The following is a 23,579-nucleotide window of genomic DNA, read 5'->3' on the forward strand; positions in this document are numbered from 1 at the left end:
TTGCTTATTCCGCCTGTTCCGTCGCCAAGACCCGCTGCGACAATGCGCAGACCGCACCGCAGAGCAATATGGCCGATGCGGCAAGCAGGCTTGCGCCGATGGTTCCGGTGGCGTCCCCGATCATTCCCGCCCCCACGGGGCCCAGTGTTTGCGCTATGGCAAAGGCGATCGTGAAGATTGCGATGGCCGCGCCCCAGCTGTCCTGGGGCAGGTTCTGGCGGGCGAAATTGGTCACTGCCCCCGGTGCCATGAACACCGAAAGGCCAAACACCACCGCCGAGACCACCAATCCCAGAAGCCCGGGCCAGAGCACAGGCAGGCTCGACCCGACCGCGATGTTTACCAGGATCAGGGCCAAGGGCACTCCGTTGCCAAACCGCGCGAACACCCCGCGCCAGACGAAGGGCGAGGCGCAGATGCTGAACCCCACCAGGGTCCAGACCCCGGCGATCTGCCAAGCCGGTGCCGCCTGCGAGGTCATCCAGGCCGCGATGAAGGTCAGATAGACGATGTATCCCAGACCAAACCCGGCATAACCACCCAAGAGGCCGAGCATCTTGCGCATAGGGACCGGCGCGGGTTTTGGCGCGCCGCCTGCTGCCGGGCGTAGCTGCCGCGCGGCCCAAAGGCTGAGCGGGCAAAAAGCGAAACTGATCAGCCCTATGACGATCCAGCCCCAGGCCCAGGCGGCGTTGCCCCAGCTGGCCAGGACCAGGGGCACGCTCAATCCGCTCAGAACGATGCCCAGACCGCCGCCGACGCCGAAATAAATTGCAATCGACAGCGCGTTGCGGCGTGGCTGATCGGTGAAAAGGGCTGCCGCCAGGGCACCGCCCGTTGCAAAGGACATCGCTCCCATAAGCCCCGCAGCGAACCGCCAGAACGACTGTGCCCAAAGCGCCTCATTCAACCCGGTTGCGAAAAGGGTGATCGCCGTCGTCCACACGCCAAACGCAAAGAGCGGCGCGGGCGGTAGCCGCCGCAACAGCGCCAGCGTCAGCACCGCGCCCACCACATAGCCCAACGCATTGGCCGTGTTGAGCCAGCCCGCCTGGGTATAGCTCCATCCCAGCTCCGCGCGCATCGCGGGCAAGAGGAGCCCGTAAGCGAAACGCGCAAAACCGTTAGTGACGCAGACACCCAGCGTCAGCCCGGCCAGGATCAGCCAGTTTCGGGGTGTCCCGCTCACCTAGAGGCTGGCGTAGACCGCCTCTTCGTATGCGCCATAGGTCTTCATCAGGGGCGGCTCCACAAAGGGCAGGCTCTGGGTCATGATCACGGCGGCCAGATCCCTGGCCGGATCGATCCAGTAATGGGTGTTGCACACCCCCGCCCAGCTGAGCGAGCCCGCGCTGCGCCGTCCCGGCTGGTCGACCTCGTTGCGCACGAAGGCAAAGGAATGTGTGGCCTTGGTGCCGTCGAAGAGTTCGACATCCGCAGTCAACGGCGGCGCGTAGGAGATCATCTTTTCAAAGACCAGCCCGTTCATCTGATCGGCACACATCTGCTCCACCGCATCTTCGGACAGGATCCGGTTGCCGTCGAGCTGGCCTTTGTTCAGCACCATGCGCAGGAACTTCATATAATCCGGCGCCGTGGAATAAAGCGCATGGCCCATCCCGTAGAACTCCGGCTTGGGCGGTGGCGCCAGTTCGAAGGGGGCGAAAGTGCCATCCTCCCCCCGGATCGACACGTTCGATAGACGGTCAGAGAGCGCATCGGGCTCGAAATATGTGTCTGTCATGCCCAGAGGATCCAGGATCTCTTCGCGGCAAAAAGCGTCGATGCGGCGGCCATCGACGGCCTCGACCATCTGGCCCAGCCAGTCGATGCCGATGCCGTACCCCCAGCGCGTTCCGGGATCGCTCATCAGCGGATACATCAGACCGGCCTTCTGCCCGGTCAGGATCGAGGTCTGGTTCTTCACCTCCATGTATTTCTGCATATCCGCGTTCCAGATCTCGTATTCCAGACCGCTGGTATGGCTGGCCAGATGCCGCACGGTGGCCACCGTCTTGGGCGCGCGCAGAATGGGTTCGTCGCCGTTCCAGCCGTCCAGAACCTTCAGATCGTTCCAGGCAGGCAACACATCGGCCACGGGCGTGTCCATCGATATCTTGCCCCGGTCGATCAGGATCATCGCTGCCAGCGACCCGATGGCCTTGGTCATCGAAAAAATGCGGAAGGCCGTGCTTTCATCGACAGTGCGTCCCGCACTTTCGCCGGCCGCCCCGGAATAGGTGATCCCGGCTGCATTTCCGGCCATGGCCACGACAAAGGGTACGTCCTGTGCGGCCACGGCGGATTGCAGGACTTTATCTAGATCTGACATGTCTTCCTCCTGATGATGTGCACAGGTTAACGATGCGGGAACTGCACTGTCCATGCATGATCTGCGCAAAGGCGTGAAATTGGCGGTTTCGCTCTTTTGTCAGCCCGATGATGACCCGCCCCTGCACCTTGCAATCATGCGCCGCTGCCGCTAGCAGAGCGAGGCCTTAGTCTGGGGAAGTCTGATGGACGATCTGAAAGCCAAATACTTAAGCCTGATTGCCGATGCGGGGGACGAATCCACGCTGGAGGATCTGCGTGTGCAGGCCGTTGGGAAAAAGGGCGAGATCAGTCTGCGGATGCGCGAACTGGGCCGGATGACCCCCGAGGAGCGGCAGGTGGCGGGCCCTGCGCTCAATGCGCTCAAGGACGAGATCAACTCCGCACTGGCGGCCAAGAAAGCCGCGCTGGGCGATGCGGCCCTGGAAGAGCGGCTGCGCACCGAATGGCTGGATGTGACATTGCCGGGCAGACCGCGCAGGCAGGGCACGCTGCATCCGATCTCGCAGGCCTCCGAAGAGGTGACGGCGATTTTCGCCGAGATGGGGTTTTCGGTGGCCGAAGGCCCGCGTATCGATACCGATTGGTACAATTTCGACGCGCTGAACATTCCCAGCCACCATCCCGCACGGGCGGAGATGGACACGTTCTATATGCACCGTGCCGAGGGCGACAATCGTCCGCCGCATGTGCTGCGCACCCATACGTCGCCGGTGCAGATCCGGTCGATGGAGACGATGGGCGCGCCCATGCGCGTGATCTGCCCCGGCGGTGTTTATCGCGCGGATTACGATCAGACCCACACGCCGATGTTCCATCAGGTCGAGGGGCTGGCGCTGGACACCGATATCTCCATGGCGAACCTGAAATGGGTGCTGGAGGAGTTCGTGAAGGCCTATTTCGAGGTGGACGATGTCGAGCTGCGCTTTCGTGCGTCGCATTTCCCGTTCACCGAACCCTCGGCCGAGGTCGATATCCGCTGCTCCTGGGAGGGAGGGCAACTGAAAGTGGGCGAGGGCGACGACTGGCTGGAGATCCTGGGCTCGGGGATGGTCCATCCCAAGGTGATCGCCGCTGGCGGGATCGATCCGGATGTCTATCAAGGCTTTGCCTTTGGCATGGGGATAGACCGGATCGCGATGCTGAAATACGGCATCCCCGATCTGCGCGCATTCTTTGACAGCGATCTGCGTTGGCTGCGCCATTACGGGTTTTCGGCCCTGGACGCTCCGACGCTGCACGGCGGCCTCAGCCGCTGATCCCGGCGGGCGCCCTCTGACCGGAGCGGCTGCGCCGCAGTCTGTTTTATCTGTGCGAGGCCGCACGGGCCTTGGGGGCAAGCCCCCAAACCCCCGGCGTCCAAGTGGCAAGGTGAAGCAGGGTGGCAGGCGCCTTTGTGTTTGGTCTTTGCAGGCGTCAAAGCGCTGTTTTGGCACCGCTCCGTGTTTTGCAGGGACATACCAAGACGACCGGCGTATGGTATTGTCAAAGGAGATCACGCCCTGTGTCGCTTTTGCAGCTGACCTACGCCTCCCGGCCCTTTGGCTTTGATGCAGCGATGCTGGCCGGGATCCTGCTGGATGCCCGCCGGTGCAACGCGCGCGATGGGATCACAGGGGCGTTGATCGTCCGGTCCGATATCTATCTGCAACTCCTCGAAGGGCCGTCCAGCATGGTCGAAGCCGCTTACGACCGCATCCGGCGCGATGACCGGCACACCGATTTGCGAGCGGTCCGTCGACACAAGCTCACCGAGCGGATCTTTCCGGACTGGGCGATGCGCGATGATCCGGCCCGCTCGTGGATTTGGTCGCCGCAGGAGGTGTCGGAGGGGGCTGTCGAGGATGCAACGCCGGAGGAGGTTCTGATGACTTTTAGGCGCTTGCGGTCGAGTTTTCCGCAATAGCCGCGATCCCCGGGCCGAATGCTGTTGAGGCGTTCATCTGGGCGGCGAGAGGAGGTTTCGGCATGGCGAAATGGCTGGTAGCGGGGATGGTCTGCCTGATCTGCGTGGCGCATGTCTTTTTGTGGCGCTCAGACATGCCGACCGAGTTGAAGATGACGTTCACCATGCTCAATGCGCTGGGATGGTCGGTTGTGTTGGTACCGATCCTTTTCTTGGACCGTTGGCTTGACGCCATGCGCCGCCGCAACCGGGATGACAGCCGACCCTGAACGCCAAGCCCTTGAATCCCGGCACGGTTCGGCCTCACAGTGGCACGGACCAGACCGGAGCCCCGCATATGACCTCTTTCTTTTCGCTGCATGGGTTTGTGACCCAGATGGATCGCTGGACCATGCCGGGGGCCAGCGAGTTGACCTTGCGCCCCGTCTGTATCGAGGTGGAGGCCGATGTCGGCATCGCCAACATGGATCAGACCGAAGCGCGCGAGATCATGATGGAAATCGACGCCAAATCCTCGGCCTTGCTTGCGGTGCTGGCGATTATCCTGGCGACCTCGGCCTTTGTGTTCTCGCTGGATCAGACTTGGCTGACGCTGGGGCTGATGTTCGCGCAGGTGGTGACGATCTCGGTCTCGATTCTGTTTTTGCTGCGTTGCCTCATCTATGAGCCATCGCCGCGTCTGCGCGAGATGTTCGAGCTGCGCACGGTGGCGGATGAGTTTCACCTGCAAATCGAGGCGATCAAGCAGGTGCGCTATTTCAACCGGGTGATCATGCTGACCGTGCTGACGGCGATCTTGTTTTTTGTGATGTCGGTAATCGTGGGGATCGACACGATGGCGATGGGCGAGGGTTGACGGGTTTATGAGATGACATGCCCGGGAGGATGGATGGAGTCGCAGCTATGACCCCCTTTTTCTCATCTTCAGCGGATTGGGCACCGCCGTGGCCGCGGTGGAGCCTTGCCATGAGGCCATGGCGTGCCCCCTTCCTATCACCTGCTGGCGCCTGATGGATGGGATGGGCAGACTGCGCTGCCGGTGCTGCCGCATTTTTCATGGCTCGGCGCGGCAGGGTGAACTGGTGGTTCGCCACCAACGGGGTGCTGGAAGATGTGGCGCGGCGTTTTCCCGTGGATCGGGGCCGTGTTTGGGTCTCGGGCTAGTCCTATGGCAGTGTGATGGCCCTACGGTATGTGACCCTGAAGCGAGGGTTCTTTTAGTCTCATGCCGCCGCTTGGGGGAACGTCACGGGCAGCCCTCGATGATCCGGCACGCTTGCGGTCTTCAAAAGAACTGGTCCCTGGTTCGGTCTGACACCTTCGCGCAGCCAATCCGCTGAGCAAGACCCATTGGCGTCATACTCCATCGGATTTGGGTCGATGATAGAATCTTTCGGCCTGATGCCACGCCAATAGTCGCTTGATCGAATGATATTCCAACCGTTGCCTGCATGATCGCAGGCTTTCGAGGCCCCACAGGGACGCGGTTCCGATGATGCCGTGGTCAGGACTGTCGCTGACGCTCTTCAAGCACGCCTATGAGATGGGCACATCGGAACTACATCGAACTGGCATCAGGGTGACACCCAAAGCGTTGACCACGAACCGAAGTATGTACCCAAAGGATCTCAGTCGACAGCCGCAACGGAAATACGGAACAGCAAGAGACCTAAACGACCCGCTTTGGCGGATCAAATCGTTTGCAAGAAGTGGCTTGACTGAGCCGCTCCCGTTACCGAAGTCCAGACTCTGATCAATTCTCGATTAATATTGGATAATTGCGCCTGAAGATACGCGATTTGGCCACAGTCTCCACCCGATCCTGTCCCGGTTTCAGGCCGATGCCTGTCTTGTAGCGTTCATGCACAAAACAGGAGATTACGATGTTTTTCAAAGCCGCCAGTGTCGCCCTTGTCCTTGCCGCGACCACCACCAGCGCAAATGCGAGCATGGCCGAGGCGATCCTCAACATGTTCGATGGGGGCAATGATATCTCAGCGGCTCTCGGGCCCGCGACAGCCAAGAAGAACCCGGTCGGCAGCAATCGTCCGCCGGCTTCGTTCAGTGGTCAATGGTATACGGCGCCCAACGGCTGCTCCTATTCGCGGGCGCAGGCTCCGGGATACCCGCCCAGTTGGCATCTGATCCTTAATCCGCATCATATCGGAGGCAAACCGGCACATAGCGGATGCGCCTCGATGCTGTGATAGCCCGACGGAGCGGCAGTCTGACGATCAAAGGCTGCCGCATACCGGCGTTTCGGTGGGTCAGTTCAGGATCCGCTCAATCTCGCCGGTGATCGCGCGTGACCCGGGTTTGACATGTGATCCCCAAGCGCCCAGCACCTCGCCTTCCGGCCCGACCAGCACCTTGTTGAAATTCCACCGGGGAACGAACCCCGTCTCTGCCTGCACCGCGCGGTAGAACGGATGCGCCTGGGATCCACGCACATGGGTGATGTCGGTCATCGGGATGTCTAGCCCGAAATTGATCTCGCAGAACTCCCTGATCTCATCGGCCGACTCAAGCTCTTGATTAAAGTCATCCGATGGCACGGCCAACACCACCAGACCTTGATCGCGGTAGCGGTCATAAAGCGCCTGAAGCCCGTCATATTGCGGAGTGAAGCCACATTGCGAAGCGGTGTTGACCACCAGAACCGGTTGGCCACGCCAATCTTCAATACTCAAACTGCCGCCATCTATGGACGCGAACGTACCCGTCAGCCCTTTGGCCCAGGCGATCGAGCTTTGCATCGTCAGCACCACAGCCAATAAAATACGGATCATCGCGCCTCTCCCTTCATCAGATATAGATACGGACAGCCCGTCTGAACAGATCACCTCACCTCATCGCGAGGGTGGCGAAACATCCCTTCCCTTTCGCACCAAAGGTGCCATCTTAGATACCAGATGATGATGGGAGGGATCCGATGAATAAATACACCAAGAATCCTGACACGATTGCCACCCTGTCCCCCGAAGAGTTCAGGGTCACACAAGAGAATGGCACGGAACGGCCTGGCACTGGCAAGCTCTTGAACAACAAGGAACCGGGCATCTATGTCGATATCGTCTCGGGTGAGCCGCTCTTCGCTTCCGCCGACAAATACGAAAGCGGGTGTGGCTGGCCCAGCTTCACCAAACCGATCGAGCCTGCCCATATCCAGGAGCTTAACGACCACTCGCTGGGCATGATCCGAACCGAGGTGCGCTCGACCTTTGGCGACAGCCATCTGGGCCATGTCTTTCCCGACGGGCCGCGCGATCGGGGCGGGCTGCGGTATTGCATCAACTCAGCCTCTCTGCGCTTTGTGCATCGCGATGATATGGTGGCCGAGGGGTATGGTGAGTATTTGGACCAAGTGGAGGATGTCGCATGAGCCTTGAACGCGCTGTTTTGGCGGGAGGATGTTTCTGGGGGATGGAGGAGTTGATCCGCCATATGCCCGGCGTCCACAGCACCCGGGTCGGATACACTGGCGGCGATATTCCCAACGCCACCTATCGCAACCACGGTACCCATGCCGAGGGGATCGAGATCATGTTCGACCCCGAGGTGATGAGCTATCGCCGCCTGTTGGAATTCTTTTTTCAGATCCATGATCCAACCACCCTGAACCGGCAGGGCAATGATCGGGGTCTCAGCTATCGCTCGGCGATCTATTTTGTCGATGAGGCGCAGAAAGAGACGGCACTCGACACGATTGCCGATGTGAATGCCTCTGGCCTCTGGCCCGGCAAAGTGGTGACCGAGCTGGAACCAGTTGGAGATTTCTGGGAGGCCGAGCCGGAGCATCAGGATTATCTGCAGCGCGTTCCACATGGCTATACCTGCCATTTCCTGCGCCCGGACTGGGTGCTTCCGAAACGGGACGCGGCGGAATAGCATAGCCGGTAAACCGGAGGGGCGCGACGTGCTCCAAGCGCCCCTCCACCATCGTCTTTCTGATCGGCGGCACGGCGTTTTGACCTACTGTGCGCCATTCAGAGACGTGACGGGCGGGCGCATCCAAGAGCGCCCGAAACGGCATCATCGCGCGAGGGCACGGCAGGGTGCGAACATCGCGTATCTGCCGGTGTCAGCCCGAGGCCACCCGAGGGCGTCCACTGGCTTCCGCGACGATCTCGGCCTCCACAAACACCTCTCGCGCTTCGGCCTGTGCGGTCTTGATATGACGTTGCATGTGTATCTCGATATCCCCGGCCCCCGCGGCGCGGGCATGTCCTTCGACGCTGTCGCGCAACACAGCCTCCAATCGGGTCAGGGCCGTGGCCGGATCGTTGAAATCCTCCGGAGTTTCCAGATGCACACGGTAGAGACCTTCTGACGGCGCTGTGACCGTGCCCGAGCGGCGCACAGTGACGCGGCCCACGACAGCGCCGACGGCATTGGCCACCCCGGCGTGCTCGGGCAGCACCATATCGCACCGCAGGCGAGTCCCGACTTCAGGATAATAGGTCGGGGCCGAGGCGCCCAGCCCGATGACCGGAACGTTCAGCGCGAGGTCAACGGCCAGTAACCCACGATGCCCGACCAGTCCGAGCCGGGTCAATACATGGCGCGACAGGGCCTCTGGCGTGCCCTCAAACGCCGCGGTTTCTTCTGCAAAAGCAGTCTCTAACAGGGCCATCGTGGTCTGCTCCTGCAATTGCATCACAATCATGCGCGCCAGCCTGTCCGCATCCGGCGCCAACCTTTCGCCGGTGCCCACCCGTTTGCGCGCCATAAGCTCCACCGCCATACGTGCGGCGGTGGCGTCCCAGGCTTCAGACAGTCCCAGGACATGGGACGCATCCGACGGCGTGACCCCCGCCACCTGAACGATTCCACGCCCCACCAGCTTGGTCAGCGCCCCGTGATCCATCCGCGTCCGCAGCACCGCTGTCAGGGCTTGCACCCCATCGCCGATCCGCTCCATCAGCGCGGCCTCGCGATCCCCAAGGCCCGCACGGGACACACCGGGAACAAGCCGCGCAAATCGCGCGTCCAACTCTCCCGGCGTGGCACTGCGCAGCTGCGCCTCCATCGTGCGGTGCACCAGATCGGGCGCGTCTATTGCCATCAGCGACACCGGCACCACCCGGCGCGGCCCCAAACGCACACCGCCGCCGAGCCCGTCGGTCTCTACATGGACCTGACTGTCGCCTCCCAGGCCGGTCGTGCGCATCGCTACCGCCTCGACCATTGTACGAAATCCCCCCACGCGCGCGCCATCCGGGTCAATCGCCGGCCGCCCGTCCCGGAGCACCGCCACGTCGGTGGTCGTCCCGCCGATGTCCGATACCAGCCCATCCGTCACCCCGGTCAGCCAGCGCGCGCCCACGATGGAGGCTGCCGGCCCGGACAAAATCGTCTCGATCGGTCGCAACCGCGCCTGTTCGGCGGACATCAGGGCTCCGTCGCCGCGCACCACCATCAGCCGCGCGTCAATCCCAAGACCGGCCAGGCTGTCGCCCGCCCGCGCGATCAGCCGGTCGATCATTCCGATCAGCCGCGCGTTCAGCACCGCCGTGACCGCCCGCTTCGGGCCGTTCAGCCGTGCCGAGAGTTGATGCGAACAAGTCACCGGAGCGCCCGTCGCCGCGCCGATGATCTCCGCCGCGCGCAGCTCATGGCCCGGGTTGCGCGTTGCAAACTGCGCGGCCACAGCCCAACCCGAAACACCCTGGTTATGTGTCTCTAGAAAGGTCAAGAGCCCGACCTCATCCAGACGCCGGACCTCACTGCCACTGTGGTCGTGCCCGCCTGCCAGAACGCAAACCGGATCGCCTTTCAACGCGTCGGAAATACGATGCTTGATCAGATCGGTTTCGCGGAAGCCGATAAAGACCAGGCCGACACGTTCGCCTTGCCCTTCGACCAGCGCATTGGTGGCCAAGGTTGTCGACAGCGCGGCCATCCCGACCTCTTTACCGCGCAGCCCTGCGGCCTCCAGCACCGCCCGCACGGCGGCGCCAATCCCTTCCGCAAGATCGTGCCGTGTGGTCAGCGCCTTGGCGCTTGCCAGGACCTCTGTCTCGTCGCGGATCAGAACCGCGTCTGTATAGGTGCCGCCCGTATCGACGCCCAAAAGTACAGCCATCCCAAACTCCCTCAGCCCGTGTGATCTTGATCTAAGGCGCAAACCCGCCGCGTCGCGCCTGTTTGCGTCATAGTGACAGCCGTTTCACGGCCCAGCGCGCCGCATCCGCCACGGTTGGATCGGGGTCCGTGCAAAGGGCCTTGGCAGTCGCGATCAACTCCGCCTCTCCCGAGTTTCCAATCGCGTAAAGAACATTGCGGACAAATCGATTACGTCCGATCCGCTTGATCGGAGACCCCGAGAACATGGCCCGAAACCCCGCATCGTCCAGGCCCGCGAGATCCGCGAGCCGGGGCGCCTCCAGGTCCTGGCGCGCAGCATAGCGAATATCGCTGGCGGCCACCGCGAATTTGTTCCATGGACAAACCGCCAGACAATCGTCGCACCCATAGATCCGATTGCCCATCAGCGGGCGCAATGCCTCCTCCACCGGGCCGTGATGCTCGATGGTCAGATACGAGATGCAACGCCGCGCATCCAGCCGGTAAGGCGCCGGAAACGCATTTGTCGGACAGATATCGAGGCAGGCGCGACACGATCCGCAATGATCCGCTTCCCTTGCGTCCGGCTCCAAGTCCAGCGTGGTGAAGACAGAGCCAATGAAGGCCCAGTTGCCCCAATCCCGGCTCAACAGATTGGTGTGTTTGCCCTGCCAGCCCAATCCGGCGGCTTGAGCCAAAGCCTTTTCGGGAACCGGGGCGGTATCCACAAAAACCTTGATCTGCCCGCCTGCTGCATCAAGCAGCCAGCGCCCCAGCCGCTTGAGCCGCCTTTTGACCAGATCATGGTAATCCCGGTTCTGTGCGTAAACCGAAATCACCCCCCGGTCGCGCCAGGCCAGCCGTTCCATCGGATCGTGCTCGGGCGTATAGCTTTCCGCCAGCATCAGCACCGACCGTGCCTCGGGCCAGAGCGCGGCAGGATTGCCCCGCCACTCCACGCGCCGCTCCATCCATCCCATCTGGCCATGAAACCCGGCCTCCAGAAACGCCCCCAGCCGGGCCGGAACCTCCGGCACCGCATCGGGTCGGCAGACGCGCGCCGAGACGAACCCTTCTTCAAGGGCGCGCGCAACCAGCCGCTCTTTCACCGCGTCCATGCTTCTTCTGGCCAGAAATATTCCCGGGGGGGCAAGGGGGGCAGCGCCCCCCGGATCCGGCTCAGCTCAAAAATCCAGATCGGCATAATGCGCAGGCGGCGGAAAGCCCGAGATCTGATCTGCCAGGATGGACCGGAACGCCGGGCGCGATTTGATCTTGGCATACCAGTCCTTGACGGCTTGGGATCGGTTCCAATCCACGTCCGATATGTAATCGAGCGACGATAGATGCGCGGCCGCGGCGAAATCGGCCAGCGTCATCACATCGCCCGCCAGCCAGCGGCGATGATCCAGCAGCCAGCTCATGTAATCAAGGTGATACTTGATCGCGCGGGCCCCGGCCTTGACGTTCTTGCTGTCTGGATACCCTTGTTTGGTCACCTTCTTGTTGACCCGCTCATAGAGCAGATTCGAAGTGACCTCGGTGTGAAACTTGTCATCGAACCAGGTCACCAAGCGTCGGACCTCATACCGTCCCTCGGCGTCCTTGGGCATCAGCGGCGGTTCGGGCCGGGTCTCCTCAATATACTCGCAGATGGCGCCGCTCTCCGCCATCATCTTACCGTCGAGCTTGATGACAGGGACCTTACCGGCGGGGTTGCGGCGCAGGAAATCCGGATCCTGTTCCCAATAGCGTTCCTCGACCAATTCGACCTCGATCTTCTTCTCTGCAAGGCTCAGACGCACCTTGCGGCAAAACGGAGAGAGGGGGACGTGAAACAAACGGGCCATGCAAATCTGAACATCAACTTTCCAAGGGGCTGTCCCTACTTGCCCCGCCGCGCGCGAATGATCAATCCTCGAAACAGGCCGCGCGCCCATCTGCGCGAATGGTGGCCGCCCCGTCCATGATGCTGGCCGCTCGTCTGCGCAGACGGTCCGTGGGGGCAGAGGCCGAGCGGACTTTGGGTGCGGGCAACACCGCGGCCAGCCTGGCGGCCTGCCCTGCACTCAGGTCTTCGGGCCCGATGCCAAAGTAATGGCGCGATGCGGCCTCTATGCCAAAGACGCCCTCATCAAACTCCGCCACGTTCAGATAAACCTCAAGAATGCGCCGCTTGGACCAGATGGCTTCGACCGCCGGGGTGATCGCGGCCTCCAGCGCCTTGCGGGTCCAGGACCGCCCATGCCAGAGGAAGACATTCTTGACCACCTGCTGGCTGATGGTCGAGGCGCCGCGCCCCGATCCCTCCTCCAGCGCGGTGCGGATTGCCACGACGTCAAACCCCCAATGGGTGCAGTAATTGGCATCCTCCGCCGCAACGACCGATCGGGGCATGACTGGCGCAATCTCTTCCAGGGGCACCCATGCCTGATCGACGCCGCCCAGACGGCGCCCTTCGGACCACATGTAATATGTGGTGGGCGGGTTGATCACCGCCAGCGCCAAAATCAGCGCAACTGTGCCCAGAATAGCGATGGTGATTGTCCGTAAAGCCAAGAATCCTAACCACCTGAACGGGCGGAACGGCCTGCGGGTCAACCCGCGCCGCGCCGCTGCTTCCACCCCCCTAGCCGTGGATTTTTTTCCCCGCCCGGGACCTTTGCTGGCCCTGGATGCGGTTCTTTTTCCGGATGTGCCCGACCGTTTTGCCATGACCCCAGCTATAGGTTGCCAGCCCCCTTCTGAAAACCCGGTCTGGGCAATTGATCTATCGCAAGCCAGCCCAGCAGATCGGGCGTATACTCGACCTCTCAGCATCGGAAGACCGACATGCAGACAAACCAGGTTCCGTATTATGACGATAGCGACACACCGACAGAGTGTTGCGCGCGCTTCGACCCCACCGGTTGGGACGCGCAAGAGCTGCACTTTGAGAACAAGAGGTTCCTGCGCGCCATTACACACAGCGCCATGCACATCCCGCTGGACATGGGTCGTGTCTTTAGCCGCGTACACTCCCATATCGACGCATCTGGCGGGTACGACAAGGCCGACATCATCGTCCTCAGCCGGGATCTGAGCGCCTGGAAAGCCGAGCATCTCTTTGCGGTGCCCCGCGATGTCCCCGACGAGGATATGACGACTCTGTCGGGGGATTTCGTCTCCAAGGTGTTCGAAGGCCCTTATCGCGAGACCAAGCGATGGCAAGAGCAGATGCAAGATCTCGTGCGCGCCCGCGGCAAGACACCCTCGGACGTCTACTTCTTTTTCACGACATGTCCGAAATGCGCCAAGGCCTATGGCAAGAACTATGTCGTGGGCGTTGCGCGGACACAGGAGATATGAATGAACGCAACCCAGAAACAACGGGTTATCGACATCATCGGCCAAACAGATGACATGACCCTTGCGACGGTTCGGCCAGACGGATTCCCCCAGGCTACGACCGTCAGCTATGTCAACGACGGCCTGATCGTGTATTTCGGCACGACAAATGATGCGCAGAAAGCCCAGAACATCGGCACATGCGACAAGGTCTCGCTGACGATCAACCGCCCCTATTCCAGTTGGGACGAGATCGTTGGAGTGTCGCTGGGCGGGTTGGCCCGGCAGGTCACAGACCAGGCGGAGTTTGACAAGGTCGCCGGATTGATGTTTGCCAAGTTCCCGCAGATGTCTGGATATGAAGGGGTTGTGCCCGGCGAACTGATCATTTTCCGGATTGATCCGGTGGCGATCTCGCTACTGGATTACACCAAGGGGTTTGGCCACATCGAAAACTTAACGCCCTGATGCAGAAGCAAAGGGCCCCGGAGCGGTGTCCGGGGCTCTTTGATCTAGGCTGGTTCACTCTGCGGGAACCGCAGTCTCTTCCACACCCAAAGGTGCCGGCAGATGGACCAGCATCTCTTTTGGGCAGACCTGGAGGAAATTGCCCTTTTCAAGATCCCAGTGTTGCAGGATGTCGGCGGCCTTGCGGCTGAGCGTTTCCTTGGCATGACGCTCGATCAGACCTTTCAACTGACCTTCCCAATGGGGCACGGTGACCGGGCAGGTGACCAGGGTCTCGAGGTTCATCAACGTCTCGGCCTTGCCATCTGGATCGTGGAGGTACGCCATCCCACCGGTCATGCCCGCGCCAAAGTTCGCGCCGATATCGCCCAGAATAACAGCGACACCGCCGGTCATGTACTCACACCCGTTCGATCCACACCCCTCAATTACCACCTTTGCGCCGGAATTGCGCACGGCAAACCGCTCACCCGCGCGGCCCGCTGCAAAGAGATAGCCATCGGTCGCGCCATAAAGCACGGTGTTGCCGATGATCGTGTTTTCATCGGCCTTGAGCGGGCTGGCCATCGGCGGTCGCACCACAATCATACCGCCAGAGAGCCCCTTGCCGACATAATCATTGGCGTCTCCCGCCACTTCGAGCTTGAGACCCGGCGCGGCAAACGCACCCAGCGACTGCCCGGCCGATCCTTGCAGTTTGACCGTCAGGTGATCGGGCTGGAGCGCGTTGCGCATCCTGAAATTCTGCACGATGTGGCTTGAGGTACGGGTGCCCACGGTACGGTGGGTGTTCTGCACCGCATAGCTCAACTGCATCTTCTCGCCGTCCTCCAGGAACCGCCGCGCATCGCGCACAATCTCGGCATCCAGCGTATGGGGTACCTTGTTGCGCTTTTTATCACGGTCATAGACGATGTCCTGCGCCCCATCGACGGTGATCAGCATCGGGTTGAGATCCAGATCGTCCAGATGCGCCGAGCCGCGCGATACCTGCGCCAGCAGATCCGCGCGTCCGATCACGTCATCCAGGCTGCGCGCGCCAATAGAGGCGAGGATTTCGCGCACCTCCGAGGCATAGAAGGTGATCAGGTTCACGACCTTGTCGGCATTGCCGGTGAATTTTTCCCTCAGGCTTTCATCCTGGGTGCAAACCCCGACGGGGCAGGTGTTGGACTGGCACTGGCGCACCATGATACAGCCCATCGCGATCAGCGCCGCGGTTCCGATGCCGTATTCCTCGGCCCCCAGCATCGCGGCCATGACGATATCGCGGCCAGTCCGCAACCCGCCATCTGTCCTCAGCGTGATGCGGTCGCGCAGGTTGTTCATCGCCAGCACCTGATGCGCCTCGGTCAGACCCATCTCCCAGGGCAGGCCCGCGTACTTGATCGAGGTTGCGGGCGACGCGCCCGTTCCGCCGTTATGCCCCGATATCAGGATGATATCGGCCTTGGCCTTGGCCACACCGGCGGCGATTGTGCCGACACCGCTTGAGGCCACCAGCTTCACCGTCACCTTGCAGCGCGGATTGATCTGTTTCAGATCATAGATCAGCTGGGCCAGATCCTCGATCGAATAGATATCGTGATGCGGCGGGGGCGAGATCAGCGTCACACCCGGCGTCGAATGCCGCAGCCGCGCGATCAGCTCGGTCACCTTCATGCCGGGCAACTGCCCGCCTTCACCAGGCTTGGCGCCTTGAGCGACCTTGATCTCCAGCTCTTCGCAATGGTTGAGATATTCGGCGGTTACGCCAAACCGGCCCGAGGCCACCTGCTTGATCTTGGCCGACGGGTTGTCCCCATTGGGTTCGGGCACGAAATGCGCCGGATCCTCGCCCCCTTCGCCGCTGTCGGACTTCGCCCCGATCCGGTTCATCGCCACATTCAGCGTCTTATGCGCTTCGGGGCTGAGCGCCCCCAAACTCATCCCCGGCGTCACGAACCGTTTGCGGATCGCGGTGATGCTTTCGACCTCTTCCAAAGGCACGGGCTTGCCCATCGGCTTGATGTCCAGAAGATCCCGCAGATGGATCGGCGGGTTGCTCGCCATCTTCGCCGAATACTGCTTCCACAGCTCATAAGACGCGGTGTTGCACGCCGTTTGCAGCATATGCATCGACGTCGCTTCCCAGGCATGCGTCTCGCCGGATTTGCGCGCCTTGTAAAAGCCGCCGATTGGTAGAACATCCAATCCAGACGTCCAGCCCTTGGCGTGGATCGCCTCGGCCTTGCGCTGAATCCCCAGCACCCCGATGCCCGAGATGCGGCTGGTCATGCCGGGGAAAAACTCCGCACACATCGCGCGGCTCAGACCCACGGCCTCGAAATTCAGCCCGCCGCGATAAGACGAGATGACACTGATCCCCATCTTGGCCATGATTTTCAACAGGCCCTGGTCGATTGCCTCGCGATAGCGCGCGACAGCCTCGGTCAGGGTGCCGTCCAGCAGGCCGCGGTCGATCCGGTCGGCGAGGCTGTCTTCGGCAAGATAGGCGTTGACCACTGTCGCGCCGCAGCCGATCAGCACGGCAAAGTAATGCGGGTCGATGCATTCTGCGCTGCGCACACCCAACGAACAGAAAGTGCGCAGCCCCTGGCGGGTCAGGTGGCTGTGGACGGCGGAAGTGGCCAGGATCATCGGCATCGCGACCTTGCCCTGATCCGAATGCTGGTCGGTCAGCACGATATGACCCGCGCCCGAGCGTACGGCATCCTCGGCCTCTGACCGGATCCGGGCAAGACCTGCGTTCAGTGCGCCATCCCCGGTCTCAAAGGTGCAATCAATCTCGACCAAAGGTGCATTGAACGCCTCGACAAGCTCATCCCACTGGGCATTTCCGACAAAGGGGCTTTCCAGGACGATGATTTCCGTTTGGGAGCTGTCTTCGTCCAGCACGTTCTTGAGGTTTCCGAACCGGGTCTTCAGGCTCATGACCCGGTATTCGCGCAAACTGTCAATGGGCGGGTTGGTGACCTGGCTGAAGTTCTGGCGGAAAAAATGGCTGAGCGGGCGGTACTTTTTGGACAGCACGGCAGACGGCGTGTCATCGCCCATCGAGGCCAGCGTTTCCTTGCCATCCTCGGCCATCGGCGCCAGGATTTGCTCCAGTTCTTCGATGGTATAGCCCGCTGCGATCTGACGCTGCCGCAGTTCAGGACCCGAAAACAGCGGTCGTTCGGTTACACCCGACAGGGCCACGCCCATGTCGTTGATCTTGCTTACCCATTCACCAAAAGGCTGTGCGGAAGCCAGTTTGTCCTTGATCTCGGTATCGTGAAAAAGACCGCCCTTTTCCATATCCACGGCAATCATCTGGCCCGGACCCAGGGCGCCCTTTTCGCGCACGACCGACTCATCAATCGGGACCATTCCGGCCTCGGACCCAGCAATCAGCAGCCCATCACCGGTCACCACATAGCGCATCGGGCGCAACCCGTTCCGGTCAAGCCCGGCACAGACCCAGCGCCCGTCGGTCATGGCCAGCGCTGCGGGGCCATCCCATGGCTCCATCACCGAATTGCAATAGGAATACATGTCCCGCCAGGCCTGCGGCAGTTCCACCGCCTGTTTCGACCAGCTTTCGGGCACCAGCATGGTCTTGGCCATGGGCGCATTGCGGCCTGCGCGCACCAGCACCTCAAACACCGCATCCAGAGCCGCGCTATCCGACGAGCCCTGCGGGATGATCGGCTTGATATCTTCGGCCATGTCGCCGAACGCGCCGGAGGCCATTCGGATCTCATGGCTTTTCATCCAGTTGATATTGCCCTTGAGCGTGTTGATCTCGCCGTTATGGGCCAGCATGCGGAAGGGCTGCGCCAGCCACCATTGCGGAAAAGTGTTGGTCGAATAGCGCTGGTGATAGATCGCAAAGGCGCTCTCGAACCGGGTATCCATCAGGTCGGGATAGAACTCTCCCACCTGCTCGGCCAGCATCATGCCCTTGTAGATGATCGACCGGCACGATAGCGACGCGATGTAAAGCCCGCCGATACCCGCCGCCTGCGCGGCCTTCTCGATCCGGCGGCGGATCACGTAAAGCTCGCGCTCGAACGTTTCCTCATCCACACCCTTGGTGTTGGAAATCAGGATCTGCTCGATCTCGGGCCGGGTCGCGTTGGCCTTTTCCCCAAGGACCGAGATATCGACCGGCACATGCCGCCAGCCATAGATATAGTGGCCCATGCGGAGGACTTCGGTCTCGACGATGGTCCGGCACGTCTCCTGGGCGCCGAAATCGGTCCGAGGTAGAAACACCTGACCCACCGCGATCAGCTGATCCTTGTTGGGTGTGTGCCCGGTCCGTTCGATCTGATCATAGAAAAACGGCACCGGGATCTGCACATGAATGCCTGCGCCATCGCCGGTTTTGCCATCCGCATCCACAGCACCGCGATGCCAGATCGCCTTGAGCGCCTGAAGACCGTTTTCGACCACCTGACGGCTTTTCTTGCCATTGAGCGATACAACAAGTCCGACACCGCAGGAGGAATGCTCTTCCGCTTCCGAATAGAGCCCGTTCTCGGCCACCCATGCGCGGCGGGTTTCTTCGGCCTTGGCCCAATCTGCGTCATATGTGGTCATTGGCTGTCTCCTTCATCGGGGGCGGCGAACAGGGCCATCACTTCGGCCTCTGTCATTTTCGTGGTTTGCCCGGCAAAGGCATAGCCGTCCGGTTTGTGATCAATATAAATCTCTGTTTTCAAGGGCAGGCCGCTCATATCGTCCAGCGTTCCGGCATTCAGCGACAGCATCCCTTGTCCCGGCCCCTCTGCCGTCATCCGCCAAAAGAGGCTGGATCCGCAGGTGCGGCAAAACCCGCGCTCCGCCCATTCGGAGGAGGCATAGGTCTGGATCTGATCCTCCCCCTCCCAGACAATGCCGCCCGGTTGCACTTCGAGCCCCATCGGGCCGCCGAATTTCCGGCACATGCTGCAATGGCAGTAATCCACGTGATCGGGTGCCGTGGCCAGCGTGTAGCGGACCGCGTTGCAGAGGCATCCACCTGTCTTACTACTCATGTCTGATCCTCCACATGGGGCTGGGTCGCTTCATACTCTGCGCGGCTGACCCGCGGGTGATCCCCGACAAGTGTCGCGCAGGCGAAGGCGCGGTCGGCATAGACCTCACGCACCAGGGGCAGCTCGCTGGCGCCGTCGAAAAAACCGGGCACGAACTCATAGGGCCCGTTATCGTCGCGCAGCCACAGGGATGTGCCGCAGGTCTGGCAGAACGCCCTCTCTGCAAAGCTCGATGACCGGAAGGTTCGCACCGTCCCGGTGACAGTTACGGCCTCGCACGGCGCGTCAAAGCCGAACTGCACGCCGCCGGACCACACACGACACAACCGACAATGGCAGGCCGACACCTGCGCCGACCACTGTGTGGTAGTGATCGTCACGGTGCCGCATAGGCACTGCCCGGTGAGTGTGCCCGTCGCAGTGCTCATTCCGCGGCGATCGCGGTGCTGACGCCCAGATCGGCCAGGATCGCTTCGGCGCAGTCGCGCCCGTCACGGATCGCCCAGACAACCAGGCTGGCGCCACGCACGATATCGCCTACCGCATAGACGCCGGGCAGGGCGGTCTTGCCGGTGGTGAATTCGGCCTTGATGGTGCCCCAGCGGGTGACGGTCAGCTCCGGCTCCCCAAAGAGGGTGGGCAGGTCTTCAGGCTCGAACCCCAGTGCCTTGATCACCAGATCGGCGCCTTCGACATAGTCCGACCCCTCGATCAGCTCAGGCGCCTGACGGCCCGTGGCATCGGGCGCGCCGAGGCGCATTTTTTGGACTTTCACGCCGGTCACCCGCGCGCCTTCCTTTGCGTCGGCCAAGGCCGTCTCGAAGCCGTCGGGCGCGCTCAGCCACTCAAAGACCACCCCTTCCTCCTCGGCATTGGCGACCTCGCGCTGCGATCCGGGCATGTTCGCGCGATCCCGCCGATAAAGACATTTGACCGACGTCGCCCCCTGACGGATCGCCGTGCGCACGCAATCCATCGCCGTGTCGCCGCCGCCGATCACCACAACCCGCTTGCCATCGGCATTGAGCGCACCGCCGTCAAATGCGGCCACATCATCGCCAAAGCTTTTGCGGTTGGACGCGGTCAGATAGTCAATCGCCTTGACCACACCGTCGGCATCGGCGCCATGCAGGTCGAGATCGCGAGATTTATAGACACCGGTAGCGAGGATGATCGCGTCGTGCTCGGCTCGGATCGTTGCGAAAATACTGGAATCGACATCGCAATTCAGAACGAAGCTCACTCCGCCCTGTTCGAGTTGATCCATGCGCCGCATGACCACGTCTTTCTCCAGCTTGAAGCCGGGGATGCCATAGGTCATCAATCCACCACCCCGGTCATAGCGGTCATAGACAGTGACTTGCACACCCGCGCGGCGCAAAAGCTCGGCGGCGGCCAAACCACCGGGGCCGGCACCGATGATCCCGACGCTCTGCGTCTGCTCCTGCGTGGGCGAGACCGGCTGCACCCATCCGTTGTCCCAGGCGGTGTCGGTGATGTATTTCTCGACCGACCCGATGGTGACTGTGCCATGGCCGGATTTCTCGATCACACAATTGCCCTCGCAGAGACGGTCCTGAGGGCAGATCCGTCCGCAGATCTCCGGGAATGTGTTGGTCGCCTGGGATAACTCATATGCTTCTTTCAACCGCCCTTCTGCGGTCAGGCGCAGCCAGTCGGGGATGTTGTTGTGCAGCGGGCAATGGGTCTGGCAATAGGGCACGCCGCATTGGCTGCACCGCGCCGATTGCTCCTTGGCCTTAGCGTCCGCGTACTCTGCATAAATCTCGTCAAAATCCTCACGCCGGGTCTCGGCGTCCCGCTTTTCGGGCATGTCGCGTTCGATGGTCACGAATTTCAGCATCGGTTGCTTGGCCACGGCCTGACTCCAGCTTTGGGGAAACTCAGCGCGTTTTGCGCGTTCCGGGTGTTTAAAGGAAGATCTTTGGCAATAAAAGTCAGAAAGACTGACCTATAATGCAGAAAATATCGACCGGAAATATAGATTCTTGCAGTGACGTGTAAAATATAAGGCCGGTTCGGATATAAATGCTGCCTTTTCTTTTGAAACCGGGCACTTATACCGATGTGATCAAATCACGGCTTTGGGCGATTCGTCTCTGACATGCCTTTGTATCAGCTTATCCTGATCGCGCTTATTCAGGGCGTGACCGAATTTCTGCCGGTTTCGTCCTCGGGTCATCTGATTCTGCTGCCCGGCCTGACCCCGCTTGAGGATCAGGGCGCGGTTATCGACGTGGCTGTGCATGTCGGGACGCTGATCGCGGTGGTCGTATTTTTCTGGGCTGATGTGAAGGTGGCCCTTGTCGGAACCGGGCGGCTTTTGCGGGGGCGGGTGGATACGCCCGGTGCGTTCTTGGCACTGTGTCTGGCCATTGCCACCGTGCCGGTGATGCTGCTGGGGTTGGCGCTGCACCTCACAGGTCTGAGCGAGGCGATGCGGTCGATCACCGTGATCGGGTGGACGATGGTGATCTTTGGTCTTTTTCTGTACTGGGCGGATCAAACCGGCGCTCAGGACCGCACAGCCGACCGGTGGAGCCTGCGGCATGCTGTCGTCATGGGCCTTTGGCAGGCGGTTGCGCTGATCCCCGGCACATCGCGGTCCGGCATCACAATCAGCGCGGCGCGACAGCTGGGCTATGCCAGGCACGATGCTGCCAAGCTCGCCATGCTGATGTCGATCCCCACGATCCTCGCCTCCGGCGTTGTACTGGGTGCGGATGTCGCCATGCGTGCCGACGCCCAGGCCGCCCGCGATGGCGCTATCGCCGCCGTCTTTGCCTTTTTCGCGGCGCTACTGGCGCTGGGGATCATGATGCGATTGCTGCGCAGCGTCAGCTTTACGCCATATGTGATCTATCGTGTGGTTCTGGGCATCATCTTGCTGGTGATCGCCTATGGCTGATCAAGTGCGCAGGTTCTTGGCGCTTTCCTTGATTTCTTCATACTGACCCGAAGGGCGGAACCGCCACAAGTACTCCGGCAAAACGGCCTCCAGCGCGGTGGGTGCGATCCCTAGCGCATCAAAACCCTGCGCATCCGGTGCAACGACATTGTCCAGACGCAGATTGCGCACCTGGTCCCGGGTGATCTGTGCAGGAATCAGGCCCAGCGTAACCCGGTTCAGGAGGTCAAAGGCGAACCCCATCAACATCGCGATCGGGAATGGAATGTTCAACACAAGACGCCGCCGCCGAATGACCGAGAGCATTTCACCCATCAGTTCGCGGAAGGTCGTCACATCTGGCCCTCCCAGCTCATACACGCCGCCAGGAGCGGCACCCGTTGCGCCCAACACCGCCGCCTTTGCGACATCGTCAACATAGACGGGCTGGAACCGTGTCGCCGCCCCGACAACCGGCAGGATCGGACCCAGCCGGGACATTGAGGCGAAGCGATTGAAGAACTGATCCTCAGGCCCGAACACGATGGAGGGGCGCAGGATCATCGCATCGGGCATATGGCTCAGAACGGCGGCTTCGCCAGCGGCTTTGGTCCGGGCGTAGTCGCTTTGCGATGCGGCATCGGCGCCGATGGCCGACACATGAACCATCTGTGCAATCCCCTTTTCGGCGGCAATCCGGGCGATCCGGTCTGCACCCTCAGCCTGCACCGCGTCAAAGGTGTTCTTGCCCGAAGGCGCAAGAATGCCGACGCAGTTGATCACCGCATCCGCACCCTGCATCACCGCGCCGACCGAAGCATCATCGCGGATATTGCACAGCACAGGTTCAACCTGACCAACGACTCCATAGGGTTTGACAAAGATCGCTTCGTTCGGTCGACGCACGGCCACGCGCACGCGCCACCCTTCCTTGGCCATACGGCGCGCAACATAGCGCCCGATGAACCCGGATCCCCCGTAAATCGTCACCAGACTGGACATGGGCTACGCTCCTGCTGTGTCTTGGATGCCTGTTTCATCTAGCGCTGGCAGCCTTTTGGAACAAGCCGCAAATTCGCCGCGCATCAAGGCCAGCCGGGCTGAGCACCGCATCCATCGTCAAAGCCGCAGAATCCATTTGACAGCCCAGTCCGGGACGCTTAAACGCACGGCTCACGACACCTGCCCAGGTGGCGGAATTGGTAGACGCGCTAGCTTCAGGTGCTAGTATTGGCAACGATGTGGAGGTTCGAGTCCTCTCCTGGGCACCAATTTTCACGAACATAGATGACCATAAGATCTCAAAAACATTGAGTTTTTCGTCTTTTTGCGGTATCAATCTGAACATAGCAGAACACTCGATACCCCCGAAAAACTGACTATTGGGGGTATCAAATGGGGGTCAATACCCCCAGCGCAAGGTTGATACCCCCAATGGCTCTGACAGACCTGAATATCAAGAAAGCAGCGAGTCGCGACAAACCATACAAGCTAGGCTCAGGACCCATTGATTTCTGCTTGGCTGCGTGATTCACGGCTCAAAAACGAG

General features: G+C 61.2%; 22 protein-coding genes and 1 tRNA gene. 11 read left to right on the forward strand and 12 right to left on the reverse strand.

All coding sequences use genetic code 11. From position 1 onward, the window contains the following. Positions 1–4: 4 nt before the first annotated feature. Positions 5–1,189: a YbfB/YjiJ family MFS transporter gene (locus tag HEP69_RS05910; protein ID WP_290557636.1), complete on the reverse strand. Its 1,185-nt coding sequence runs from the start codon at positions 1,187–1,189 to the stop codon at positions 5–7. Next, positions 1,190–2,332, reverse strand: coding sequence for a serine hydrolase domain-containing protein (locus HEP69_RS05915; protein ID WP_290557637.1), 1,143 nt, complete (start codon positions 2,330–2,332; stop codon positions 1,190–1,192). Between the two features lie 184 nt (positions 2,333–2,516). Between HEP69_RS05915 and pheS the strand changes: the two genes are divergently transcribed. From pheS to HEP69_RS05940, 5 genes are all read left to right on the forward strand, one after another. Next, positions 2,517–3,590 (forward strand): phenylalanine--tRNA ligase subunit alpha, encoded by a 1,074-nt coding sequence (gene pheS, locus HEP69_RS05920; protein WP_290557638.1) that lies wholly within the window; start codon positions 2,517–2,519, stop codon positions 3,588–3,590. Positions 3,591–3,835: 245 nt separating this feature from the next. Continuing rightward, complete coding sequence (locus HEP69_RS05925) at positions 3,836–4,237, forward strand: BLUF domain-containing protein (protein WP_290557639.1); 402 nt, start codon at positions 3,836–3,838, stop codon at positions 4,235–4,237. Positions 4,238–4,299: 62 nt separating this feature from the next. Next, positions 4,300–4,506 carry a phenylalanyl-tRNA synthetase subunit beta gene (locus tag HEP69_RS05930; protein WP_290557640.1) on the forward strand — a complete coding sequence of 69 codons (207 nt, stop codon included), beginning with the start codon at positions 4,300–4,302 and terminating at the stop codon, positions 4,504–4,506. Positions 4,507–4,574: 68 nt separating this feature from the next. Then, positions 4,575–5,093: a hypothetical protein gene (locus HEP69_RS05935; RefSeq protein ID WP_290557641.1), complete on the forward strand. Its 519-nt coding sequence runs from the start codon at positions 4,575–4,577 to the stop codon at positions 5,091–5,093. 1,027 nt (positions 5,094–6,120) lie between these two features. After that, positions 6,121–6,444 carry a hypothetical protein gene (locus tag HEP69_RS05940; RefSeq protein WP_290557642.1) on the forward strand — a complete coding sequence of 108 codons (324 nt, stop codon included), beginning with the start codon at positions 6,121–6,123 and terminating at the stop codon, positions 6,442–6,444. A gap of 60 nt (positions 6,445–6,504) precedes the next feature. Here HEP69_RS05940 and HEP69_RS05945 read toward each other — a convergent pair whose 3' ends face one another. Further along, on the reverse strand, positions 6,505–6,993 hold the full coding sequence (locus tag HEP69_RS05945; protein ID WP_290557658.1) for a glutathione peroxidase: 489 nt from the start codon (positions 6,991–6,993) through the stop codon (positions 6,505–6,507). A 176-nt stretch (positions 6,994–7,169) separates the two neighbouring features. Here HEP69_RS05945 and msrB point away from each other — a divergent pair, with 176 nt between their 5' ends. Together msrB and msrA are read left to right on the forward strand one after the other, a co-directional pair. After that, positions 7,170–7,619 (forward strand): peptide-methionine (R)-S-oxide reductase MsrB, encoded by a 450-nt coding sequence (gene msrB, locus HEP69_RS05950; protein WP_290557643.1) that lies wholly within the window; start codon positions 7,170–7,172, stop codon positions 7,617–7,619. Further along, positions 7,616–8,125 (forward strand): peptide-methionine (S)-S-oxide reductase MsrA, encoded by a 510-nt coding sequence (gene msrA / locus HEP69_RS05955; RefSeq protein WP_290557644.1) that lies wholly within the window; start codon positions 7,616–7,618, stop codon positions 8,123–8,125. The genes msrB and msrA overlap by 4 nt, the downstream gene beginning before the upstream one ends. A gap of 193 nt (positions 8,126–8,318) precedes the next feature. Here the strand turns inward: msrA and HEP69_RS05960 are convergent, their stop codons facing one another. The 4 genes from HEP69_RS05960 to mtgA all read right to left on the reverse strand — a co-directional run bounded on the left by HEP69_RS05960 (position 8,319) and on the right by mtgA (position 12,862). Beyond that, positions 8,319–10,322, reverse strand: a complete 2,004-nt coding sequence (locus tag HEP69_RS05960; RefSeq protein ID WP_290557645.1) for a hydantoinase/oxoprolinase family protein — start codon at positions 10,320–10,322, stop codon at positions 8,319–8,321. A 67-nt stretch (positions 10,323–10,389) separates the two neighbouring features. Continuing rightward, positions 10,390–11,421: a tRNA epoxyqueuosine(34) reductase QueG gene (gene queG, locus HEP69_RS05965; RefSeq protein ID WP_290557646.1), complete on the reverse strand. Its 1,032-nt coding sequence runs from the start codon at positions 11,419–11,421 to the stop codon at positions 10,390–10,392. Between the two features lie 66 nt (positions 11,422–11,487). After that, positions 11,488–12,153 carry a glutathione S-transferase family protein gene (locus HEP69_RS05970; protein ID WP_290557647.1) on the reverse strand — a complete coding sequence of 222 codons (666 nt, stop codon included), beginning with the start codon at positions 12,151–12,153 and terminating at the stop codon, positions 11,488–11,490. A gap of 61 nt (positions 12,154–12,214) precedes the next feature. Next, positions 12,215–12,862, reverse strand: coding sequence for a monofunctional biosynthetic peptidoglycan transglycosylase (gene mtgA / locus HEP69_RS05975; protein ID WP_366111305.1), 648 nt, complete (start codon positions 12,860–12,862; stop codon positions 12,215–12,217). 273 nt (positions 12,863–13,135) lie between these two features. On the opposite strand from mtgA, the gene HEP69_RS05980 reads away from it, so the two are divergent. Beyond that, complete coding sequence (locus HEP69_RS05980) at positions 13,136–13,651, forward strand: hydrolase (protein WP_290557649.1); 516 nt, start codon at positions 13,136–13,138, stop codon at positions 13,649–13,651. Next, a complete protein-coding gene (locus tag HEP69_RS05985) occupies positions 13,652–14,098 on the forward strand; it encodes a pyridoxamine 5'-phosphate oxidase family protein (RefSeq protein WP_290557650.1) in 447 nt (148 codons plus the stop codon). Between the two features lie 54 nt (positions 14,099–14,152). On the opposite strand, the gene gltB is transcribed toward HEP69_RS05985, so the two are convergent. Genes gltB through HEP69_RS06005 form a run of 4 tightly spaced genes read right to left on the reverse strand, consistent with a single transcriptional unit; the run spans position 14,153 to position 21,001 of the window. Continuing rightward, the gene (gene gltB, locus HEP69_RS05990) at positions 14,153–18,685 is read right to left on the reverse strand and encodes a glutamate synthase large subunit (RefSeq protein ID WP_290557651.1); all 4,533 of its coding nucleotides are present in this window, start codon (positions 18,683–18,685) and stop codon (positions 14,153–14,155) included. After that, entirely contained in the window at positions 18,682–19,122 is a 441-nt protein-coding gene (locus HEP69_RS05995) for a GFA family protein (protein ID WP_290557652.1), read from the reverse strand. Before HEP69_RS05995 ends, gltB begins: the two co-directional genes overlap by 4 nt. Then, a complete protein-coding gene (locus tag HEP69_RS06000; protein WP_290557653.1) occupies positions 19,119–19,550 on the reverse strand; it encodes a GFA family protein in 432 nt (143 codons plus the stop codon). The genes HEP69_RS05995 and HEP69_RS06000 overlap by 4 nt, the downstream gene beginning before the upstream one ends. Further along, complete coding sequence (locus HEP69_RS06005) at positions 19,547–21,001, reverse strand: NAD(P)-dependent oxidoreductase (RefSeq protein ID WP_290557654.1); 1,455 nt, start codon at positions 20,999–21,001, stop codon at positions 19,547–19,549. The genes HEP69_RS06000 and HEP69_RS06005 overlap by 4 nt, the downstream gene beginning before the upstream one ends. Positions 21,002–21,247: 246 nt before the next feature. On the opposite strand from HEP69_RS06005, the gene HEP69_RS06010 reads away from it, so the two are divergent. Continuing rightward, positions 21,248–22,051, forward strand: coding sequence for an undecaprenyl-diphosphate phosphatase (locus tag HEP69_RS06010; RefSeq protein WP_290557655.1), 804 nt, complete (start codon positions 21,248–21,250; stop codon positions 22,049–22,051). Here the strand turns inward: HEP69_RS06010 and HEP69_RS06015 are convergent, their stop codons facing one another. Next, complete coding sequence (locus HEP69_RS06015; protein ID WP_290557656.1) at positions 22,052–23,032, reverse strand: complex I NDUFA9 subunit family protein; 981 nt, start codon at positions 23,030–23,032, stop codon at positions 22,052–22,054. It abuts the gene before it with no gap. 182 nt (positions 23,033–23,214) lie between these two features. On the opposite strand from HEP69_RS06015, the gene HEP69_RS06020 reads away from it, so the two are divergent. Beyond that, positions 23,215–23,301 (forward strand) — tRNA-Leu (locus HEP69_RS06020). Positions 23,302–23,579: the final 278 nt, after the last annotated feature.

The sequence above is a fragment of the Aestuariivita sp. genome (assembly GCF_021404545.1).
GTDB lineage: Bacteria > Pseudomonadota > Alphaproteobacteria > Rhodobacterales > Rhodobacteraceae > Aestuariivita.